The sequence below is a fragment of the Labrys monachus genome (assembly GCF_030814655.1).
Taxonomy (GTDB): Bacteria; Pseudomonadota; Alphaproteobacteria; order Rhizobiales; family Labraceae; genus Labrys; species Labrys monacha.
Genome location: NZ_JAUSVK010000001.1, coordinates 3,621,389 through 3,641,107, shown reverse-complemented (window position 1 = coordinate 3,641,107; position 19,719 = coordinate 3,621,389). Strand labels below are relative to the sequence as shown.

Sequence of the window (19,719 nt, the reverse complement as noted above, 5' to 3'; positions counted from 1 at the left end):
ACCCGCTACCCATCAAAATCTGGAACGTTTCACATTTAATGTGCGCACCATGCCGAATTTATATTGCTGTTTCATGACGACCTGTCATAGATCGGCAGGAATATTGACTCTTGCCAAGCGAGAGGGGTGATATATCTTTTGATACGTTTCATTTATTGCTGAGGATTCACCAATGAATCGACCCAATTCCAACGGGCGGCCAACGATCGTCGACGTGGCGAGAAAGGCGGGGCTCTCCGTCGGAACCGTGTCCAACTATCTCAACGGACAGTCGCTTCGGATGGCAAACCGCGCCCGGATCGAAGCGGCAATCGAGGAGTTGAGTTTTACGCGCAATCAGATCGCCGTCTCCATGAAGACGACCGAAACCCGGCTCGTCGGCTTGCTGGTGCCGTCGATGAGCGAGTTCCACGGCGGCATCGCGGAGCGGCTATCGGCGATCTTGCACGAACAGGGCCGAGCGCTGCTGACCTATTGCCATGGTCAGAAGCCGGACGTGATGGATCAGGCGTTGGACTTTTTCACCGGACAACGGGTCGCGGCACTCGTGTTGAGCGGTGCCGATTGTCTCCGAGACAAACTCGTCCGCCTCGCCGATCGTGGCTTGCCGATCATCTGCTTTAACAACGATATTGAAGGCGTGCCGATGCAGCGAGTGTTCGTCAACAACCGCGACGCGGCGCGGCGAGCTGTCGGTCATCTCATCGATCTCGGTCATTCACGAATTGCTGTTCTGAGCGGTGACCTCAGTCAGTCCACCGCGCGCGAGCGCCTTGAGGGTTACCATCAGGCCATGGCGGGCCGCGGGCTCGCCGTCGATGACCGCCTGGTCGGGGCTGGTTCATGGCGACCGAGCCTCGCCTATGCGGCACTGTCAGACCTTCTCGACGGCCCGCAGAAGCCAACCGCGCTGTTTTCGTCGAGCGCCGGCATGACATTCGGGGCTCTCCAACTGTTGGCGGATCGGGGTTTGCGCGTTCCCGATGACATTTCTCTCATAGGCTTCGACGACAGCGTCGCTTTCCGGCTCCGCGAACACCCGCTGACCGTCATTCAGCAGCCGCTCGACAGGATCGCCGGTGCGATCGGGGAGCTTCTGGCCGCGCATCTTGAGGCCGACAAATACTTAGCGCCCGGAACTCTGCGTTTCGATTGCGACTTGATAACCCGCCGTTCCTGTGGGCGACTTCCGGCGTGAATGTAAGCTCAAATCCATTGGCCGAATCCGTTGGCAGTCAGGGGCCAGGTCCTTGAGGCTCAATGGGCCGTTGCGGTGATTGCGGCAGCGACCATTCTCTCCTGACTGGCCATCATGTTGTATGATACGTCGAGCCTTCAGCGACATTAAGTCCGGTCGGGCGGGGGAGCGGCATGGGTAGCCCGGGGTCAGCTGCCATACAAATTCGCCGTGTTCTTGTTCGCAGTCGACACATGATGAAAGCGGAGTGACACGTGCTCGCTTGTATCTCGTGATAGAGCATATTATTTTTTTGTGTTGGCGTGTGGAATGCAGATATTTCTTGTAATATCTGCTGTTCCAATTACCTTAAAAAGGTGTAAAGATCCACACTGCTGCCGTTTAAATCGGATACTTATGCTTCATCTGTCTGATTATAACTCAGAGTTAACTGTGTTGATAGATCAATTATTTCATATTTTTTTATGATATCACAATTCACTAGCCTTATTTCTTCCCGGCACGGAACTCAACTATTCGTTCGAACGAGGTATAGCGTTCTATCAACCGGCGGCGGGTTGTTTTCTCGACCGACGTGGGAAACGACTGCATCCCATCCTACAGCGGTCGGATCGCTCGAATAACCCCGATCGCAACGCTGGTAGACCTCCGATTCTCGCGGCTCCGCATTGACGTTTCCGTAGAAACAGCGTCAACCATTGGAGCGATGCAGGCGCTTCAACTCCCATCCGGACCAGCTATCAGGAGCCCTATTCCGGTGATACGCGATAGAGTGCTTGATAGAGCTGACTTATTATTAAAGACATCAATGTATTATCTGACTTAGAAATATTTTTGTACGCTCATTCTGAGGATTGTCAAAGAATTCATCTGGCGTGTTCTGCTCGACAATCTGGCCTTTGTCCATGAATATTACGCGATTGGCGACCTTGCGCGCGAAGCCCATTTCGTGAGTGACACACAGCATGGTCATACCTTCTTCGGCGAGGCCAACCATCGTCTCCAGTACCTCCTTCACCATCTCGGGGTCGAGGGCCGAGGTGGGCTCGTCGAAAAGCATGACGCGTGGCTTCATACAAAGCGCACGTGCGATTGCGACACGCTGTTGCTGGCCGCCGGAGAGCTGGCCCGGGTATTTGTGAGCTTGCTCAGGAATTCTAACGCGTTCGAGGAAATGCATTGCAAGTTCTTCGGCAGCCTTGCGGGGCATTTTTCGGGTCGATATTGGTGCCAGAGTGCAATTCTGCAGGATGGTCAGGTGAGGGAATAGATTAAAATGCTGGAACACCATGCCGACTTCGCGGCGAACTTCGTATATACGCCTGCGGTCGTTCGCGAGGTCGCTTGTGAGTTCGATACCGTCGACGACGATGCTGCCCTTCTGGTGTTCCTCAAGCCGGTTGATGCAGCGGATCATCGTGGACTTGCCAGAGCCGGAAGGTCCACAGATGACGATGCGCTCGCCGCGCATGACTTTCAGGTTGATGTCTTTGAGAACGTTGAAATCGTTATACCATTTGTGCATGCCGATGATCTCGACAGCGATGTCGTTTCGCGACACCTTCATCTTTGAGGCATCGACCGTGAATTCTCCCGCGCTGATCTGATTCTCATTCGTCATCAATCGCCTCCAATCTGATTGTATAGACACTCCGGCCAAGCTGGGCCCGGCAGAATGCGAGTGGACCCTTGCCCTCCGGCAAGCCCAGCAGGACGCAGCCGTGTTGGCACCTTTCTTCCGCCAGACTTCCTCCGGCTTTGAACGACAGTGGCCCAATCCTATCCGCGCCTACTCGCGGTAGATCATCGTCCCGGAATGGCCACTCGTGCTTCGATGATCTTGAAGGTCCACCCGAACAGAGCGCCGAACACGAGATAGAGGATGCCCGCGATCAGAAAGGCTTCGAATGGTGCATAGGTGCGTGCGACGAAGAGGCGTGCGGCACCAGTCATCTCGATGACCGTCACCGCGCTTGCCAATGTCGATGCCTTCATGACCAAGACGAGTTCATTGCCAATCGCGGGAAGAACGACCCGATAGACCTGTGGCAAAACCACCTTCGACAGGATTGCGTGGTCCGTGAGGCCAAGCGCATGTCCGGCCTCGAATTGACCCTTGTGGAGCTGCCGAATGGCACCCGCAACGACGCGCGCGGAATAGGCGGCGGAGTTCAGCGCGATCGCCAGGATCGCGCAGTAGACCGCGCTGCGCAGCACCGGCCACAGGAAGCTCTCGCGTATGAATTCCAGTTGTCCAAGACCGTAGTAGATGATGAACAACTGAATGAGGAGTGGACTGCCTCGCACGACGAAAGTGTAGAATGCCGCCGGGACGCTCAGCCACACACGCGTCGAGACGAGGGCAAGTGCGACCGGAAGAGCTATCGCTTGCCCGAGAGCGAAACCGCAGATCGTGATGAGGAGCGTCAGGAAAAGACCGCTCAAAATGGCGCTAAATGCCGGAAGCAACAAGTCGAAAGACATGGCATCACCGCGTTGAGTTGGGATCAAGACGGGCGGAGATCAGATTGATCACCAGGGAAGAGATCCCTGTCACCAGGACGTAAAGGACCGCAGCTGTCAGATAAAAGGCGAGTGGCTGGTGCGTGGCGCCAGCGGCCACCACCGACTTTCGCATCAACTCTTCCAGGCCGACGATGGAGACGAGCGCGCTCTCCTTGAGAATTACCAACCACTGATTGCCGAGGCCGGGTAAAGCCCTCATAACCATTTGCGGCGATATCACCTTTGTGAAGGCCGAGAGATGCGTCAATCCCAAAGCGATGGCGGCCTCCCACTGGCCGCGCGCGATACCGGCGAGGGCACCGCGCAGGATTTCTGTACAATAGGCGGCTGACACGACCGACAGCGAAGCTATGCCTGCCGAGAGTGCATCGACCTCGAAGTAGGCACCCCGCATGCGGGTCAGCAACACCGTACCACCGTAAAAGACGAGAAAAATGATGAGGAGTTCCGGAAGGCCGCGGATCAGACCGACATAACCGGCGACCAAGCGCCGCAGAACCGGCGGGCCATAGTGGCCGACAGGAGCCAGGAAGAGCGCCATGGCGAGCCCGCACGCAAAGCTGCCCGCCGCGACTGCGAGCGTCACCCAGAGGCCTTGCAGCAGTTGTGGAGAGTATTGGACTATCGAATCGAGCATGCAGCGGCCTCCTTTTTGGATCGGCCCGCGTCCGTCAGAGATAGAATTTCGCGGGTGAGGGCCTCGAAGAAGCTCGCGGAGAACCCGACCATCTTCTCGAACTGCGCAATGACGATATTCTCGTCAGAGGAGTGAAGTCTGGACCCGTGATGGGTAATTCCCGCGCCGAACAGGGTTGCGCCGAATTGGCGCACGAAGTGATGGGCCGGTCCCGATCCAGCCGCGCTGGGTTGAAGAACGACCTCCAGGCCGAACCATTTGCCGAGAAGTTCGGCACCGAACGCGATGATCGGATTATCCGGGGCACTGCGCACACCCCTCAGTTCCGCATCGTGCACGGTCAGCTCAATGTCGACAAAGCCTTTGGCATCGAGATGCTGACGCAAGAGCCGGACTATGGTCTCGGGAGACTGACCCGGTACGAGACGAAAATCGAGTTTGGCGATGGCGCTGCACGGCAGAACCGTCATGGACCCTTCGCCGCCGTAACCGCCATGAATGCCGTTGACGTTGACGCAAGGGGCGAGGTTCATGCGACCGTAGAAATTGGCGTCGGTCACGTCGCGCAATCGTTTCGTGCCTCCGGTGGAGCGCCCGAGATCGTCGAGCGAAAACGGGCTCCGCTCGACGAGGTGTCGGGTGGTCGCGTCGACCGGTTCGATGCCCTCGTAGAATCCGTTGATGAGAACACGACCGGCTTCATCGCGCAGCGAGGCAATCGCCGAGGCCATTCGCCACAGCGGATTGTCGAAGACGACCCCAAGGCTCGAATGTAGGTCCGCCGCCGAGGTGCGACAGGAGAGTTCCACCGCGAGAAGCCCCTTGAAACCGAGGAGAATGACGGGGCGTCCAGTCGTATCGATCTCGCCGTATTCCCACCAACAGAGATCCGATTTCAGGTCTGGAAAACGGCTGGCGAGAAAGCCCGAGAGAGACGGGCTGCCGACCTCCTCTTCACCTTCCAGGATCCAGACGACCCGGTATGGCAAGGGCTCCGGGAAGCGCGAGCGGAACAAGTTCCATCCCGCCAACCTGCTCACGAACTCACCCTTGTCGTCGGCCACACCGCGCCCGAACAACCGCCCGTCACGTTCGGCGAGCACGAAGGGTGGCGCGGTCCACCGGTCCAAAGGCCCTTCCGGCTGAACGTCATAATGGTTGTAGATGACGAGTGTGAAAGGTCCGGCGCCGGCCTCGGCGACCACGAAAGGTCCGATAGCGCCTTCATGGAGCCCGGTCTCAAAGCCGGCTTCAGCGAGCAGTGCCGCGATCTTCATCGCGCACGTATCCAATTCCTGCCCCCTTGCGCTTACCGAGGGGATTGCCACCAGTTCGGCGAGTTCGCGGCGCGCAGTTGCTAGAATCTGGGCATCTATCGACACGTCGAAGCTCCTGAAGCCGAAATATTCGCGGGTGAGGCGGGAGGGGCGAGCCGTCTCGACAACGTCACTTGGCCGAAACGTCGTAGCCGAACCACTTTTCGGAGGCGGCTTTGATGGCCCCTTCTGTCCGCATTGCCGCGATCGCCGCATCGATGCGTGACCGCAATGCGGAATTGCCCTTCTTCAGAGCAATGCCCTGACCTTTGCCGAATTCGGGGAAGTCGGAGCTGTTCAACAAAGGGCCGGCGTAGGTGAGCTTACCCGCGCCATGGGCCTTGACCAGGGGATCCCAGGCGGCCCGCTCCATCAGTCCAGCATCTATACGACCGGCGATCAGGTCGTCGGCAATCTGGTCTGGTCGGTCATAGGCTCTGACGTCAGCCTTGGGAAAATGGGCACGGATCACCTGCTCGTGCGTCGTGCCGGTCTGGACGCCGATCACGGCCGAGCCCAGCTTCGCGACCAGTTCCGCGGCCGACTTGGCAGATGCGGCTGCGTTGCCGAGCGCGACGACCACGGATGCGGGAGCGTCGGCGTAGGCAGTCGAGAAATCGACGCGCTCGGCACGCTCGGCGTTGATCGAGATGCCAGACATCACCAGGTCGAACTTACCGATCTGTAGGCCGGGCAGCAGGCCGTCGAACGTCTGGTTCTGCCAGACGCAGGTCGCGCGGATGCGCTTGCAGATCTCGTCTCCGACCGAACGATCGAACCCGATGATCTGGCCGGCAGCGTCGACCGACTCCCATGGTGGATAATCGGCGCTGGTGCCGATCTTGAGTTCTTCGGCTCGCGCGGAACCCGCGCTCATAGCAATGCTGAGCAGAGTGGCCAGAGCCAGAGTCTTCATCATCCGTACCCCCTTAACATAGACTGGGACCGCTTCGGTGCGTGATGCAGAGCGAGGCCGGTCGTATTGAGTTCGGGGTCATACTGCTGGCTCCGTCCTTGCGGTCACGTTCCTCAAGCGCCGGAAAACCTGCAGTGCGTGGACTCCGATGATAGACGCAACGCGTGCCTACAAAGCAGGCATTATTTGTGTGCGCCCATAATTTGAACGGTACGTGTTACCTATTGCATTGCAAAGCTGATTTATATGCGTGATAGCATACTGCAATGCGGAAGAAATCGACGCCCAGTGGCTCGCAATGGCTTGGAAAATGGTCGCGCTTGCGCGACCTCGAAATCATCTGCGCGATCGTTGCAGAGCGGAAGACGACGACCGCAGCGCAGCGCCTGGGGATGTCTCAGCCCGGCGTCAGTCGTGCGATTGCCGCAATCGAAAAGCGACATGGCAAAGTCCTGTTCCATCGTGAGGGAGGGCGCCTTCAGCCGACCGCAGAGGCCTTGGTACTCCACCGCTTGGGAAGCGCGGCCTTCAGCGCGCTGGCGGCTCTGGACGGCAGTCTGGCGGAGCCCGTCGCGGAGCACATCGTCGTGTCCGCACTCCCGACGATGTGCCACTGTTTCCTCGTCGGAGCCGTCGCCGATTTCCTCGAGTTCCATCCGCAGGTCTCGATTTCCCTCTATATGGCAGACGCCGAAGACCCTGCGGGGTCGATCGCGGAAGGACGGGTGGACGTGGGCGTGAGTGACTCTGTCTTCCTCCATTCCGGCGTTTCGGCTGAGCCGTTGCTTCAGACGTCGGCGGTCTGCGTAATGCCTTCCGATCACCATCTCGCTGCCAAACCTTGGATCGGTCCTGACGATCTCGATGACGAACGCTTCGTCGCCACCAGCCATAGACATTCCCAGAGGGCGGCATTGGACCGCATCTTTTCCGACTCCGGGGTGATGCCGAAAACCACTGTCGAGATTGATACCGTCATGGACATGGTCGAGATGATCAGACGGGGCTTCGGCGTGTCGATCCTCAACCCGTTTCCGATTGCCCGTTTCGATGTGACAGGTCTCGAACTGAAGCCGTTTCGGCCGGAATTCCTTTTTCAGACAAACGTAATGTTGTCCGCGAACCGACCGATGTCGGTGTCGGTACGGCGCTTTGTCGACTTTCTCAAGGATCGGTGTCGCAGTTTCGGTCTGCCGTGAGATCTTGTCCCATAAGCGGACTGCCAGCTCAGTCCGAGGTCGGCTGCGCGTTCTCGTTCTACATCAATGGTCACAACCGTGCGCGCGTGCTGCGCGGCGTGGCGAGCAGCAATGTCGTCTCCGAGGCTGTGATGCCGGGTACCAATCGGACCCGACGTAGCACGGTATCGAGATCGGTCAGGCTTTGGGCGGAAAACTCGATGACCAAGTCCCAGCGGCCGTTCGTGGTGTGGATCGCGCCGATCTCAGGGAAGCCGACCAGTGCATCGATCACACGATCCACCACCCGCCCCTCAACCTCGACCATTGTCAATCCACGCACCGGCATGAACACCGCGTCGGCCCGCAGCACCACAGTGTAGCCGATGATCGTCCCGTCGGCCTCCAGCCGTTCAAGCCTTGCCCGGACGGTCGCTCTGGACAGGCCGAGCTCGACGGCGAGGTTCGAAATGCTGCTGCGGCCGTCGTGGCGTAGAATCGAGACGAGGCGTTGGTCGATTTCGTCCATCGGTCGCTCCTATTCGATAAGGCTTTTAGAGCACATCGATAAGGTAAATCGTCCTTTTTGCCAATCTGATCCGTTCACTCTGCCGGTCATCCCCTCTAGTTTCTGAGGAGATGACGACAGACGAGGACCTTCATGAGCGATCGCTGCATTCTGATTGGAGCGCCGGTAGAGGCGGGAACGGGGCGACGCGGTGCCGACATGGGTGCGAGAGCCTTCCGCGCCGCCGGCCTCGCCGAGACCCTGCGGGATCTCGGCCTCGAAGTTCGCGAGCACGGCAATCTGTTTATCGGGCCGGTCGTGCCCAAAGCACACCCCAATCCGATGATCGGCGACATCGCCGAGATCGCTGCCTGGACCGAGGTGATCGAGAAGGTCGCCTACGAGACGGCAGCGCAAGGCATGCCGATCTTCCTCGGCGGTGACCACAGCGTGGCGGCGGGATCGATCGCCGGCATCAACCGGCGCGCGGTCGAGGACGGTCGCGAGCTGTTCGTGCTCTGGCTCGACGCTCATTCCGACTATCACACGCTCGACACCACCGAGAGTGGCAATCTCCACGGCGTGCCGGCGGCCTATGTCACGGGGCGACCGGGATTTGCCGGCTATTTCCCGCCGCTCGTCGCGCCGGTGAAGCCGGAGAACGTCTGCATGGTCGGGCTGCGCAGCGTCGATCCGGCGGAGCGCTCGGCGCTCGACGGCTCCGGCATCACCGTTCACGACATGCGCGCCATCGACGAGAACGGCATCGGCCGGCTGGTCGGCAGCTTCCTGAAGGAGGTGGTGGTGCGCGGCGGCATCCTCCACGTCAGTCTCGACGTCGATTTTCTCGATCCGGAGATCGCGCCGGGCGTCGGCACCACGGTTCCCGGCGGGGCGACCTTCCGCGAGGCCCATCTCGTCATGGAGATGCTGCACGACACCGGTCTCGTGCGCAGCCTCGACGTGGTCGAGCTCAACCCCTTCCTCGACGAGCGCGGCCGCACCGCGCTGTTGCTCGTCGACCTCGTCGCCAGTCTCATGGGCCGGCGGATCCTCGACAGACCCACCCGGAGCTGGTCATGACCCACCGCGCCTTGAACATCGTTCCCTTCGTCAGCGTCCACAACATGATGCGGCTGGTGAACGCCGTCGGCGTCGAGCGGTTCCTGACCGAACTCGCCACTTTCGTCGAGGACGATTTCCGGCGCTGGCCGGTTTTCGACAAGACGCCGCGTCTCGCCTCGCATTCGGTCGACGGCGTGATCGAGCTGATGCCTACCAGCGACGGCATCACCTACGGTTTCAAATACGTCAATGGTCACCCCAAGAACATGCGCGTCGGCCGCCAGACAGTCACCGCCTTCGGGCTCCTCGCCGATGTCGCCACCGGCTATCCGGTGCTCCTCAGCGAGATGACGATCCTGACGGCGCTGCGCACCGCCGCCACCTCCGCCGTCGCCGCGCTCCACCTCGCCAGACCGGGATCGCGCACCATGGCGATCATCGGCAACGGCGCGCAGTCGGAGTTCCAGGCCGTCGCATTCAAGGCGCTCCTCGGCATCGACCGCCTGCGCCTCTACGACATCGAGCGCTGGGCGAGCGAGAAATGCGCCCGCAATCTCGCCCGTTACGGCTTCGACGTGACGATCTGCGACGGTGTCGCCTCGGCCGTCGAGGGCGCCGACATCGTCACCACGGTGACCGCCGACAAGCAGAACGCCACCATCCTCACCGACAATCTCGTCGGAGCGGGACAGCACATCAACGCCGTTGGCGGCGATTGCCCGGGCAAGACCGAACTGCACCGCGACATTCTGCTGCGCGCCGACATCTTCGTCGAATATCCGCCGCAGACCCGGATCGAGGGCGAAATTCAGCAGCTCGCCGCAGACCATCCGGTCACCGAGTTCTGGCGGGTGATTGCCGGCGAGGTGGCGGGCCGACGCTCGGCCGAGCAGATCACCCTGTTCGACTCGGTCGGCTTCGCCACGGAGGACTTTTCGGCCTTGCGCTACGTCCGCTCCAAGCTGGCGCTCGGTGGCTTCCACGAGGATCTCGATCTGCTCGCCGACCCCGACGAGCCGCGCGATCTCCTCGGCATGGTCCATCGCGCCGCTGTCTCGGAAATTTCTCGCCCCTGACGCGGCGGAGTTGACACCAATCGTCCGCTGCGTAGAGATCTTGGGCGCACTCGTGCTCATCCATCCTCGAACGCCGGACGTGGACGTGATGAACCGCCGGCTATTCGAGCTATTTCACGGCCGCTTTCGCTCACAACAATTGCTCACGCCCAACCCCCCGCATAAATTTATCTGGCCGGGACCATAGGTGACGGTGTCTCAGTTACACCACGCCAGTGGGCACGATCTCGCGCTGCTCTTTCTGTCGCTCGACCGTGATGGCCGCGCATGGAAGAGTTTCGATTGGGACGCGATGAATCGCCTCTAGGAGAAGGGCTATATCGGCAATCCCGCAAGCAAGGCGAAATCGGTCATTCTGACGGACGATGGCCTCGCCAGGTCCGAGCGATTATTCCGCGGATTGTTCGGCAAGGCGGAGTGACGAGCGATATTGCCGCCTTCACCCGACCTCACCCTTCCGACGGGTATCGGCAAGCTGGCTGCCGCCGCGGCGGGGTCAAGCCCGGCCCGCGCCAGACCGTGTAGGGCCTGACCTCACCGCTCGACTGCGCCGACCCAACGCCTCCTCGCCCTCGATCGGAGGGTGACATCGAATGGAGGCCGACATGGCAGACCCGCTCATCACAGACGAACTCTTCGCCCAGCTCATCGCCAATGGCGTCCGCAGCGTCGCCGGCGAGGACATCGATCCGCCCCCGGTCGTCAAGCTCTTTACGCCGGATGCCGGTGCAACCTGGCTTCTCACAGAAGCCGATCCAGACGACCCCGACCGACTCTTCGGCCTGTGCGACCTCGGCCTTGGCGAACCCGAACTCGGCTATGTCAGCCTCGTCGAGATCAGTACAGTGCGTGGACGCCTGCGGCTTCCGGTCGAACGCGACCTCTACTTCACGGCCCGGCGTTCGCTGAGCTGGTACGCTCGGCGCGCCCGCCAATCCGGTAGGATCGTCACCGACTGACGATCACAATCGCGCCCCGCCTTCGGGCGGGGCGCTTCGCTATGTTCGTGTTTCCGGCAGAACACGAAAATGCGGTGATCAGGATGCACGGCTTTCAGGTTCGGCGGCTTTACGCATCCTGATCCGGTTTTTCTCCCGGCTCCCGCTGGCGCTCAAGCCGGGCGGATTGCTTGGGGGCGCCGCCCCCTGGCGCGGTCAAGGGTGAAGCGCCGGCGAGCCGGCGCCGTCCGGGGTGGTCTCCCCGACCTTCCGCGCGGATACGATGTTCCGCACATCGGTCATTGGGCAAATCCGCTTGTGCAGGCCGGGCGATCCCCCTCCACCCCGGCCGCCCTGGCCCTTGCACCCCCCGGTCTCGCCGACGGGCAGGGTTGCAGCGCAGCGCTGCGCTCCAACCCAAGCCCATGAGGATCAAGACCATGACCAACATTATCGAGACAACCGCTACGATTTCCGAAGCCCCCGCCATCGAGAACGGCGCGGTGCTGTTCGTGCCGCTGAACAAATTGAAGAAGTCGCCCAAGAACGCCCGCAAGACCCCGCACAGCGACGCCCATATCGAGGCGCTGGCAGCCAGCATCGCCGCCAAGGGGATGTTGCAAAATCTGGTGGTGGAGCCGGAGACGGACGCGGACGGCCAGCCGACCGGCTGCTATTGCGTCATCATCGGTGAAGGCCGCAGGCTGGCGCAGATGCTGCGCGTCAAGCGCAAGCAGATCAAGAAGACGGAAGCCATCCGCGTCGTTCTCGATACGGAGAACGACGCGGCGGAAATCAGCCTTGACGAGAACGTCACCCGCGAGGCGATGCACCCCGCCGACCAGTTCGAGCGGTTCCGTGAGTTGGCCGAAAATCGTGGTTGGGGCGCGGAGGACATCGCCGCCCGATTTGGCGTGACGGCCCATGTCGTGCGCCAGCGGATGCGTCTCGGCGCTGTCAGCCCCAAACTGATGCAGGTCTATCGCGACGGTGGATTAACCTTGGAGCAGTTGATGGCCTTCGCCATCGTGGACGATCCGGCCCGGCAGGAGCAGGTTTACGAGAACCTGTCGTGGAACAAAGACCCCTCGACCATTCGCCGCGACCTGACCCGGATGCACATCGCAGCGACGGATCGGCGGGCGATCTTCGTCGGTGCGGAAGTCTATAGCGAGGCGGGTGGCGTGATCCTGCGCGACCTGTTCACCGAGGATCGTGGTGGCTTCTACGAGGATGCCGGTTTGCTCGACCGGCTTGTCATCAAGAAGCTGGACGGGATCGCGGAGAGCGTGAAGGCCGAGGAAGGTTGGAAGTGGGCCTCTGTCCATATCGACTATCCGCACGGCAACGGTCTGCGCCGCACCTATCCGCATTCGGTGGCGCTGTCGGAGGAAGACGAGGCAGCCTACGCCGCCGCGCAAACAGAATACAACGCGCTGACCGAGCAGTATGACAGCGTTGAGGAACTGCCCGACGACGTCGATCAGCGGTTCGGGGAGTTGGAAGCCGAGATCGAGCGCATCGACGCCTTGCGTCACGCCTATGACGCTGACGAGATCGCCCGTGGCGGCGTGTTCGTCATCCTCTCCCATGACGGGGAAGCCCGCATCGAACGAGGGTTCATCCGCGCCGAGGATGAACAGCCGGAAGCCAAGGACGATACAAACGGTGAAGGCGGTGGTGTGATCGATGGCGTTCGCGTCAACGGTGACGGCGAGATCATCGAGGAGGTCGACCGTGAAGAGGACGGCAACCCCGTTTCCACACGCGAAACTGAGGAGGAAGACGCCGGGGACGTGGGCAAGCCCCAGTCGGACGGTCTCATCCGTGACCTGACCTCGCACCGAACGCTCGGCCTTCGCCTTGCCTTGGGCGAGCAGCCGGACATGGCGCTGATCGCCGTCACCCATGCGCTGGTGGCGCAGACATTCTATCGCGGGACGGACGCTACCTGCCTCGAAATCCGCCCTACGAGCAGCTATCTGGCGTCCCACGCGGACGGCATCGAGGACACGGCGGCGGGCAAGGCGCTGGCGGATCGTCACGCCGGATGGGCGGCGGACATGCCGCGCGACGTGGCTGACCTGTGGGGCTTCGTTGCCGGTCTGGACCATGCCAGCGTCATGGCGCTGTTCGCCCATTGCGCCTCGCTCACCGTCAATGCGGTGAAGCAGCCTTGGGAGAAGAAGCCCCACGCCCATGCCACGGCGGAGAAGCTGGCGACGGCGGTGGCGCTGGACATGACGGCGCACTGGACGCCGACCGTGCGGGCCTATCTGGGCCGCGTGACCAAGGCGCACATCCTCGCCGCCGTGCGCGAAGCCATCGGCGATGCGGCGGCGGAGCGGATCGCGGGCTTGAAGAAGACGGAGATGGCGGAGGCTGCCGAACAGCTTCTGGCCGGAACCGGCTGGCTTCCCGCCGCACTGCGGACAGTGCGGCCCACGTGGCTGGACGATCGCCAAGAAGCTGACGCCTTGCAGATCGCCGCCGAGTGAGGATCGGGCCGGGACCGCATCGGCGCGGTCCCGGCTTCTCTCTCACCCAGAATCCAAAAAACGCGGTCGTGCGGTGTTCACCGCGCGACCGGCTGACCTCGACTGTCCGATGGCCATGACCGTCATCGGGATTATGGAGACCCATCATGATCGCCGTGATGTTGATGAGCATAGCGCTGATCGCGGGCCTATGTGTCCTGGCCTATACGCTTGCCGTCTATGCGCTGCCCTTCATGCTGGCCGTGGAAGCGGCGCGCTTCGCCTATGCCACCGGCTCCAGCCTATTCGGCGCGGGCCTTGTCGGGCTCGTCGCCGGGGCCACAGCCTATGGTCTGTTGATATTCGCTTTCACGTCGCAGCGCTCGCCGATCCTGCGCCTGATCGTGGTGCTCGCTTTCGCTTTGCCTGCCGGCATCGCAGGCTATGCGCTCGTTCACGGTGTCACGCGCGAGGCCGTGCCGTCCGGGGGCTGGCGCGTGATCTTCTGTATGGTCGGAGGCTGTGTAACCGGCGTGTCGGCATTGATGCGACTGGCAGGCGGGGCGCTCTCCCCTGCTGAATAGGCGGAACGCCACGATAGCGGCCTTCGACCGCTACCTCACCGGTGCCAGTGCTGCCTGAACTCGTCAGCGAACCACATCTCGACATCATAGGAGACGGACGTGGTGGTTCGGAAATCGAGATAGGACGAATAGTTCGGCCAGGCCCATGACAAAAACGGCCGAGAAGCTGAGTTTTCCGGACGAAGGTCTGTCAGTCCACTCTCCCTGTGCCATTGGTGGCACAGGTGACGGATCACGGCTTCGCACGCGCCTTTCTTCATGACGGCTCATCTGTCCACTCGCCAACCTCCGCCTGATAGCAGACGAAGGCGAGCTTGTTGCCGTCCGGGTCGCGCACATAGGCTGCGTAGAAACCCGGCCCATACTGTGGTCGTGGACCGGGCAGGCCTTCATCGGAGCCGCCATGCGTCATCGCCAACTCATAAAGGTCTTTCACCTGGGCGACACTCGGCGCACGAAGCGCCAGCATCACGCCATTACCTGACGTTGCCGCCATGCTGTCGAACGGTCGACCGACGCAAAGTCCGGGAATGGCATAATCTTCCAGCGATCCCCACGACACGCTGTTATCCCCGGTCCAGCATCGCGGCTGCCCGAGCCGCTCCATCAACGGGTCATAGAACCGGATCGCACGATCCAGATCGTTGGTCCCCAACATGGCATAGGCGAACATCGAACTCCTCCGAACGCGGCGCTATAGTCACCGACCGAGAGGCATCACCTCGCCGCGACCACCGCAACACCCGCGCCGACCATGACGCTGCCGGCGGTGCGGTTCACCCGGCGGACGATGCGGGGGCTACGCAAGAGCTTGCGGGCACGACTGGCCAGGAGCACATGCCCACCGATAACGACGACCTCGACAGCGACAATGACCGCTGCCAACACTCCGACCTGACCGAGCGTGAGAGACGCCCCGACCATGTTTGGCAACAGCGCAACATAGAATAGAGGCATTTTCGGATTGCCGAGATTGAGCGCGATGCCGGTTGCGAAGATCGAAACAAGTCCACCCCCTCCGTTGACGGGCTGGAGATCGGGTACGACCGGTTCAGCCGTCCAGAGCCTGATGCCCATCCAGATCAGATAGGCTGCGCCCGCGTAACGCAGGATCGTCATCACCACTCCCATCTCGGCCGCGAGGACCGATAGGCCGAACGCCGCGAGCGTCAGGAAGATCAGGATGCCGACAACGGTTCCAGCGCCGTAGGCGATGCCCGAGGCCGCACCATTGGCAATGGTGCGGGCGACGATGGTCATGTTGTCGGGTCCAGGACTGGCGGCGAAGACGAAAAAGGCTGCTGCAAAAGCGAGAAGAGTGGAGAACTCCATCAATATACTCCCGAGGTTGGTGTGGAGGCGCAGACCTCCTGTTTTTAGCTCATCAAGCAACCATACTCAAAGCAAGTGAACCGAGGGCATAGAGACCGAAAAGGATGAGGATCAGTCCTGACAGGCTCGAAACCCTCCGGGAGAAACTTTCGGGAAGGCGCTGCCTGGCCAATGCTACACCGCCGCTCAGGACAAACCACCACAGCAAAGAGCCAAGAAAAACGCCAGCGACAACGAGAAACACACTCGTGGTGCCCGCTGCGTCCGCAAGACCGAGACCCGCAAAAATCGCCGCAAAGGACAGAATGGTCATAGGGTTGGTGATCGTCAGGAAGAAGGTCGCGGCGATGGTGCCGAAAAGATCGCGCGCGCCGACTTGAGCTGCGTTCCCGACAGGCTTGGGTTTCAGGCTTTTCCATCCGAGCCACAACATGAACAGGCCACCCACGATTTTGAGTGGCGCGTCGATCGTCGCAAGGGTGGCCGCGAAAGCCGAAAACCCGACGGCTGCGAGGCTGGCATAGACGGCATCCGCCAGGGCGGTGCCAAGGCCACCCGCCACACCAGCCCAGAATCCGCGTTCAAACGTCCGATTGATGCATAAGGCGCCGATCGGGCCGAGCGGAGCCGCGATCGCAAGGCCCAGCACGATGCTTTTCAGGATAAGGATCAAGTCCATCAGTCCACGCTCCCCTTCGGCATAAACGGCCCCGGCACCACGGATGACAGGGCGATGATCGTTTCCGTGCGGGCGAGGAATCCGTACTGTTTCATGGTCGCCAGAAAGGATTCGATCTCCGCCAGAGATGCGACATGGACTTTGGCGAGATAGGACCACGGTCCGGTCACATGGTGACATTCCGCAATGGCGGACTGCGACGCCGCATAGGAGCGAAACGCGCCCTCATCGGCATCCGGCGCTAATGCGATCCAGACGAAGGCGATGACCGGCAACTCGAAGGCTGCCGGATCGGCATCGACGGTGATGCGCCGGATCGCCCCGCTCGCGGTCAGGCGTCGGATGCGCTCGTTCACTGCCGACGCGGAAAGCTCGACCACATTTCCGATATCGGCCAACGAACGGCGGGCATCTTCTGCCAAAAGAGTGATGATTTTGCGGTCTACGATGTCCATAACCGCATAAATGCACGTTGGACACATAAATACAAGATATTATGCGGAATATGTGGCGTTAGCCGCATAATTTGTGGTCCAGATGGTGATCGACCGGATAATCGGGCGTTGCCCTTCGGGCCGCGCTTTCGGCAGCGCCGGAACCACGCCGATGGCGCGTTTCCGCCATTCGGCTTCAATCGCTAACGCAAAGAGTGGGCGGCGGCGGCCCCCTGAGCAGCCCCGCCCGGGCGAGCGGCAGCCTGTGGGTGTCGGTTCATGGCACCAGCGGCGGGATCGTGCGTCCGTTATCTCCTTCTCGGCAGCGACACTTTCGTCCGGCTCAAACGCGTGGAAGTTTGGATCGTCAGCCGGCGAGACCGGTCGCTTTGGGCCCTGCAGGTGATCCTCACCGGCCTGCCCAACGCCAGCGCATCGAAGAAGACGAAGATCGGGAAGCATCCGTGTCCGCTTGTGGAGCCTGGGACGGCCTTGTCGTCGGCGGTTAGGAATAGATTGACGCGATCGGGGGGCACGTTTCGTGCCTGGCGCACAGGCCATCGCCACCAGTGCCGTGTTCCTTCCGATTTCCGTATAAGCCACGCCCACGGCGTCCTCGAATGGATTGGGTCTGACCGAAGACCGGCTGCGCCTCGCTCGTCTTCCCGCAACGTCCGTCGCCAACTTTTTTCCGCCGCGCGCCAACGCGCTTTGCATCGCCAAGCAAAAAAGCCGTCGCCGGCCGTCGTCCATTGCATTCCCGCCCTCCGGGTGCGGGGCCGATCGTCCTCGGTCGCACGACCACCATCGAGGTCGCGACAGGCGCGGCCCGAAGCAACGAAAGGCTCACGACAATGGCAACCATCGGCACCTTCACCAAGAACGAAAACGGCTCGGGCTTCACCGGCGCGGTCAAGACCCTGACCCTCAATGTCAAGGCCAAGTTCGTCCCCACCGAGGGCGAAAGCGAGCGCGGCCCGGACTTCCGCATCTTCGCAGGCACCACGGTCGAGTTCGGCGCGGCCTGGAAGAAGACCGCCCGCGAGACGGGCCGCGAATACCTCTCCGTCAAGCTGGATGATCCGAGCTTCCCCGCTCCGATCTACGCCAGCCTGGTCGAGGCCGAAGACGGCGAAGGCCTCAATCTCATCTGGTCGCGCCGCACGGGCGACTGAGGCCGGACATCTCCCGAAGCCCCGCTCGTCCGAGCGGGGCTGCTCAAGGGGCCGCCGCCTTTCAGGAAGTCCGGCAATCAGGTTGTACGATTTCAGGTAACCGCGGCGACCGGTCTCGTGCACCGACGCGGCGCACGACATGTTCGAAGAACTGCGGCCCGGCAGCACGATGTCGAATGAGGAAGATTCACGATCGGTCCGTCAGCGATCCGATTGACCGCGGTGATCCGAGGATCGAGCCGCGCCGGATTTGGCGCTTGTCGAGATGGCCGCTCCACAAGGTCAGTAGCAGGCCGATCCCGGCCATGATTGCACCGACCCATGGCGTTGCGCCCAATCCGAAGCGGGAAGCGGCCACCGTTCCGACGATGAAGGCTCCGAGCGCAAAGCCGGCATTGGCGGCTGACACATTGATGGTGGAGGCGCTATCGACACTGCCCGGTCGATGGCGCATGGTGAGCTAAGCGACATAGGTTGCCAGGCCCGGCGCATTGCAGAACATCAAGCCGCCAAGCGCCGCCAATGTCATGATCATGCCAGGCATGGACAAGGCGGTGAAGGTCAGCACCGCCGCCGCCTGCGCGGCGAACATCACGGTGCGCTGCGACCACGCTGCCCAGCAAGTGGTGTTGCAAGATTATATCCACGCGGTCACTGATGCCCCGTGCGGTTTGAGCTGGCCTCGAATTTGCTTGTTATTCCGTGTGTAATCGGTTGGGAAAACAAGTTCGTATGGCCGTGTCCAAATGGCTCAGCTACGCCGACTTCTATCGGGAATCGTCTTATCAGGCCTTTCCGCAAGAGCATCGGCGCGCTCAGGGGCTTCTAGCCTATAATTTGATCCAAGTTGAACAAGGTCCGCACAATTTCGTCGATCCCGAAGTTCCCGAGACAATCCTTGCCTTGCCATTGACCGTCGATCGTCGCTGCACGTGGCGATGGACGATGGGTGGGAAGAGTTCGCGGGAGAGCGCCGAACCCGGCCGTCTGCTCGCTGTCCCCTCCGGCGTCGAAAGCCGTTGGGAGATCGATGGAAGTCGCAAGATCCTGCTACTGACCGTGCCTGATTCGACTGTCCGATCGGTACTCGGCTCGTCGTGCCCGAAACGGGTGAGCGATGTGTTCTGGACCCTCAGTCGGGATACCTGGGTCGACCCCTTCGTCGAGGTTCTGCTCAATCGGATGTGGCAATGCGGGGCAGGCGGAGAGGCCGCCGATCGTTATCTCGCCGATGGTCTTCTCGTCTCGATGCTGTCGCAGCTCCTGATCCGGGCGGGGGCTCGGCTGGACGACGGAGCGCCCGTGGCCTTGCCACAATGGCGCCTTCGCCGAGTACGGGAATTCGTGGAAGCCAATCTCGACCAAGACATCGGCCTCGATGAGCTCGCTGATGCTGCCGGTTTCAGCAGACGTCATTTTGCCCGCAGTTTTCGCACCGAGACGGGCGAAACCCCTCACCGATGGCTCATGAAAGTCCGTCTGGAGCGGGCCCTGTTGCTCCTGAGGGAGACCGAAGAGACACTTGTCGACATTTCAGATCAGTGCGGCTTTTCGAGCCAGAGCCACTTTACGACGACAATGAAGTTGGTGACCGGCATGACGCCACGACAGTGGCGCCAAAACAATCAAGATTGAGCGTGATTGCCCTGTCTCAGAGCGCGATGAAACAGGGCATCGTGA

At 61.2% G+C, this 19,719-nt stretch carries 21 protein-coding genes and 1 pseudogene; 10 read left to right on the top strand and 12 right to left on the bottom strand.

Going from position 1 to position 19,719, the window contains the following annotated elements; all coding sequences use genetic code 11:
• The first annotated feature begins 172 nt into the window (after window positions 1-172).
• On the top strand, window positions 173-1,198 hold the full coding sequence (locus tag J3R73_RS16530) for a LacI family DNA-binding transcriptional regulator (RefSeq protein ID WP_307428977.1): 1,026 nt from the start codon (window positions 173-175) through the stop codon (window positions 1,196-1,198).
• Between the two features lie 805 nt (window positions 1,199-2,003).
• Here J3R73_RS16530 and J3R73_RS16525 read toward each other — a convergent pair.
• The 5 genes from J3R73_RS16525 to J3R73_RS16505 form a co-directional block, all read right to left on the bottom strand.
• On the bottom strand, window positions 2,004-2,819 hold the full coding sequence (locus tag J3R73_RS16525; RefSeq protein WP_213335644.1) for an amino acid ABC transporter ATP-binding protein: 816 nt from the start codon (window positions 2,817-2,819) through the stop codon (window positions 2,004-2,006).
• Between the two features lie 182 nt (window positions 2,820-3,001).
• Window positions 3,002-3,682: an ABC transporter permease gene (locus tag J3R73_RS16520; RefSeq protein WP_213335642.1), complete on the bottom strand. Its 681-nt coding sequence runs from the start codon at window positions 3,680-3,682 to the stop codon at window positions 3,002-3,004.
• Between the two features lie 4 nt (window positions 3,683-3,686).
• On the bottom strand, window positions 3,687-4,361 hold the full coding sequence (locus J3R73_RS16515) for an ABC transporter permease (protein ID WP_307428970.1): 675 nt from the start codon (window positions 4,359-4,361) through the stop codon (window positions 3,687-3,689).
• Entirely contained in the window at window positions 4,346-5,743 is a 1,398-nt protein-coding gene (locus J3R73_RS16510; RefSeq protein ID WP_307428967.1) for a M20/M25/M40 family metallo-hydrolase, read from the bottom strand. Before J3R73_RS16510 ends, J3R73_RS16515 begins: the two co-directional genes overlap by 16 nt.
• 64 nt (window positions 5,744-5,807) lie before the next feature.
• Window positions 5,808-6,596, bottom strand: coding sequence for a transporter substrate-binding domain-containing protein (locus tag J3R73_RS16505; RefSeq protein ID WP_246519257.1), 789 nt, complete (start codon window positions 6,594-6,596; stop codon window positions 5,808-5,810).
• 263 nt (window positions 6,597-6,859) lie between these two features.
• On the opposite strand from J3R73_RS16505, the gene J3R73_RS16500 reads away from it, so the two are divergent.
• A complete protein-coding gene (locus tag J3R73_RS16500; RefSeq protein WP_307428962.1) occupies window positions 6,860-7,792 on the top strand; it encodes a LysR family transcriptional regulator in 933 nt (310 codons plus the stop codon).
• Between the two features lie 70 nt (window positions 7,793-7,862).
• Here J3R73_RS16500 and J3R73_RS16495 read toward each other — a convergent pair whose 3' ends face one another.
• The gene (locus J3R73_RS16495) at window positions 7,863-8,300 is read right to left on the bottom strand and encodes an Lrp/AsnC family transcriptional regulator (protein ID WP_213335633.1); all 438 of its coding nucleotides are present in this window, start codon (window positions 8,298-8,300) and stop codon (window positions 7,863-7,865) included.
• 132 nt (window positions 8,301-8,432) lie between these two features.
• Here J3R73_RS16495 and rocF point away from each other — a divergent pair, with 132 nt between their 5' ends.
• The 6 genes and pseudogenes from rocF (at window position 8,433) to J3R73_RS16465 (ending at window position 14,419) form a co-directional block, all read left to right on the top strand.
• Window positions 8,433-9,362: an arginase gene (rocF, locus tag J3R73_RS16490; protein ID WP_213335628.1), complete on the top strand. Its 930-nt coding sequence runs from the start codon at window positions 8,433-8,435 to the stop codon at window positions 9,360-9,362.
• Complete coding sequence (ocd, locus tag J3R73_RS16485; protein ID WP_213335625.1) at window positions 9,359-10,420, top strand: ornithine cyclodeaminase; 1,062 nt, start codon at window positions 9,359-9,361, stop codon at window positions 10,418-10,420. The genes rocF and ocd overlap by 4 nt, the downstream gene beginning before the upstream one ends.
• 193 nt (window positions 10,421-10,613) lie before the next feature.
• Window positions 10,614-10,841: pseudogene (locus tag J3R73_RS16480) on the top strand (DUF6429 family protein).
• Between the two features lie 184 nt (window positions 10,842-11,025).
• Window positions 11,026-11,379: a DUF2958 domain-containing protein gene (locus J3R73_RS16475; protein WP_213335623.1), complete on the top strand. Its 354-nt coding sequence runs from the start codon at window positions 11,026-11,028 to the stop codon at window positions 11,377-11,379.
• A gap of 419 nt (window positions 11,380-11,798) precedes the next feature.
• Window positions 11,799-13,856: a ParB/RepB/Spo0J family partition protein gene (locus tag J3R73_RS16470; RefSeq protein ID WP_246519131.1), complete on the top strand. Its 2,058-nt coding sequence runs from the start codon at window positions 11,799-11,801 to the stop codon at window positions 13,854-13,856.
• 146 nt (window positions 13,857-14,002) lie between these two features.
• Entirely contained in the window at window positions 14,003-14,419 is a 417-nt protein-coding gene (locus J3R73_RS16465; RefSeq protein WP_307428954.1) for a hypothetical protein, read from the top strand.
• A 256-nt stretch (window positions 14,420-14,675) separates the two neighbouring features.
• Here the strand turns inward: J3R73_RS16465 and J3R73_RS16460 are convergent, their stop codons facing one another.
• Genes J3R73_RS16460 through J3R73_RS16445 form a run of 4 tightly spaced genes read right to left on the bottom strand, consistent with a single transcriptional unit; the run spans window position 14,676 to window position 16,885 of the window.
• A complete protein-coding gene (locus tag J3R73_RS16460; protein WP_213335574.1) occupies window positions 14,676-15,092 on the bottom strand; it encodes a VOC family protein in 417 nt (138 codons plus the stop codon).
• 44 nt (window positions 15,093-15,136) lie between these two features.
• Complete coding sequence (locus J3R73_RS16455) at window positions 15,137-15,751, bottom strand: LysE family translocator (protein WP_213335576.1); 615 nt, start codon at window positions 15,749-15,751, stop codon at window positions 15,137-15,139.
• A 52-nt stretch (window positions 15,752-15,803) separates the two neighbouring features.
• Window positions 15,804-16,430, bottom strand: a complete 627-nt coding sequence (locus J3R73_RS16450; RefSeq protein ID WP_307428949.1) for a LysE family translocator — start codon at window positions 16,428-16,430, stop codon at window positions 15,804-15,806.
• Window positions 16,430-16,885, bottom strand: coding sequence for an Lrp/AsnC family transcriptional regulator (locus tag J3R73_RS16445; RefSeq protein WP_307428946.1), 456 nt, complete (start codon window positions 16,883-16,885; stop codon window positions 16,430-16,432). The genes J3R73_RS16450 and J3R73_RS16445 overlap by 1 nt, the downstream gene beginning before the upstream one ends.
• A gap of 833 nt (window positions 16,886-17,718) precedes the next feature.
• On the opposite strand from J3R73_RS16445, the gene J3R73_RS16440 reads away from it, so the two are divergent.
• The gene (locus tag J3R73_RS16440; protein ID WP_307428943.1) at window positions 17,719-18,039 is read left to right on the top strand and encodes a DUF736 domain-containing protein; all 321 of its coding nucleotides are present in this window, start codon (window positions 17,719-17,721) and stop codon (window positions 18,037-18,039) included.
• A gap of 187 nt (window positions 18,040-18,226) precedes the next feature.
• Here J3R73_RS16440 and J3R73_RS16435 read toward each other — a convergent pair whose 3' ends face one another.
• Window positions 18,227-18,493 carry a hypothetical protein gene (locus tag J3R73_RS16435; protein WP_213335580.1) on the bottom strand — a complete coding sequence of 89 codons (267 nt, stop codon included), beginning with the start codon at window positions 18,491-18,493 and terminating at the stop codon, window positions 18,227-18,229.
• Between the two features lie 6 nt (window positions 18,494-18,499).
• Entirely contained in the window at window positions 18,500-18,631 is a 132-nt protein-coding gene (locus tag J3R73_RS16430) for a hypothetical protein (RefSeq protein ID WP_307428939.1), read from the bottom strand.
• A 140-nt stretch (window positions 18,632-18,771) separates the two neighbouring features.
• On the opposite strand from J3R73_RS16430, the gene J3R73_RS16425 reads away from it, so the two are divergent.
• Window positions 18,772-19,674: an AraC family transcriptional regulator gene (locus tag J3R73_RS16425; protein ID WP_213335581.1), complete on the top strand. Its 903-nt coding sequence runs from the start codon at window positions 18,772-18,774 to the stop codon at window positions 19,672-19,674.
• Window positions 19,675-19,719: the final 45 nt, after the last annotated feature.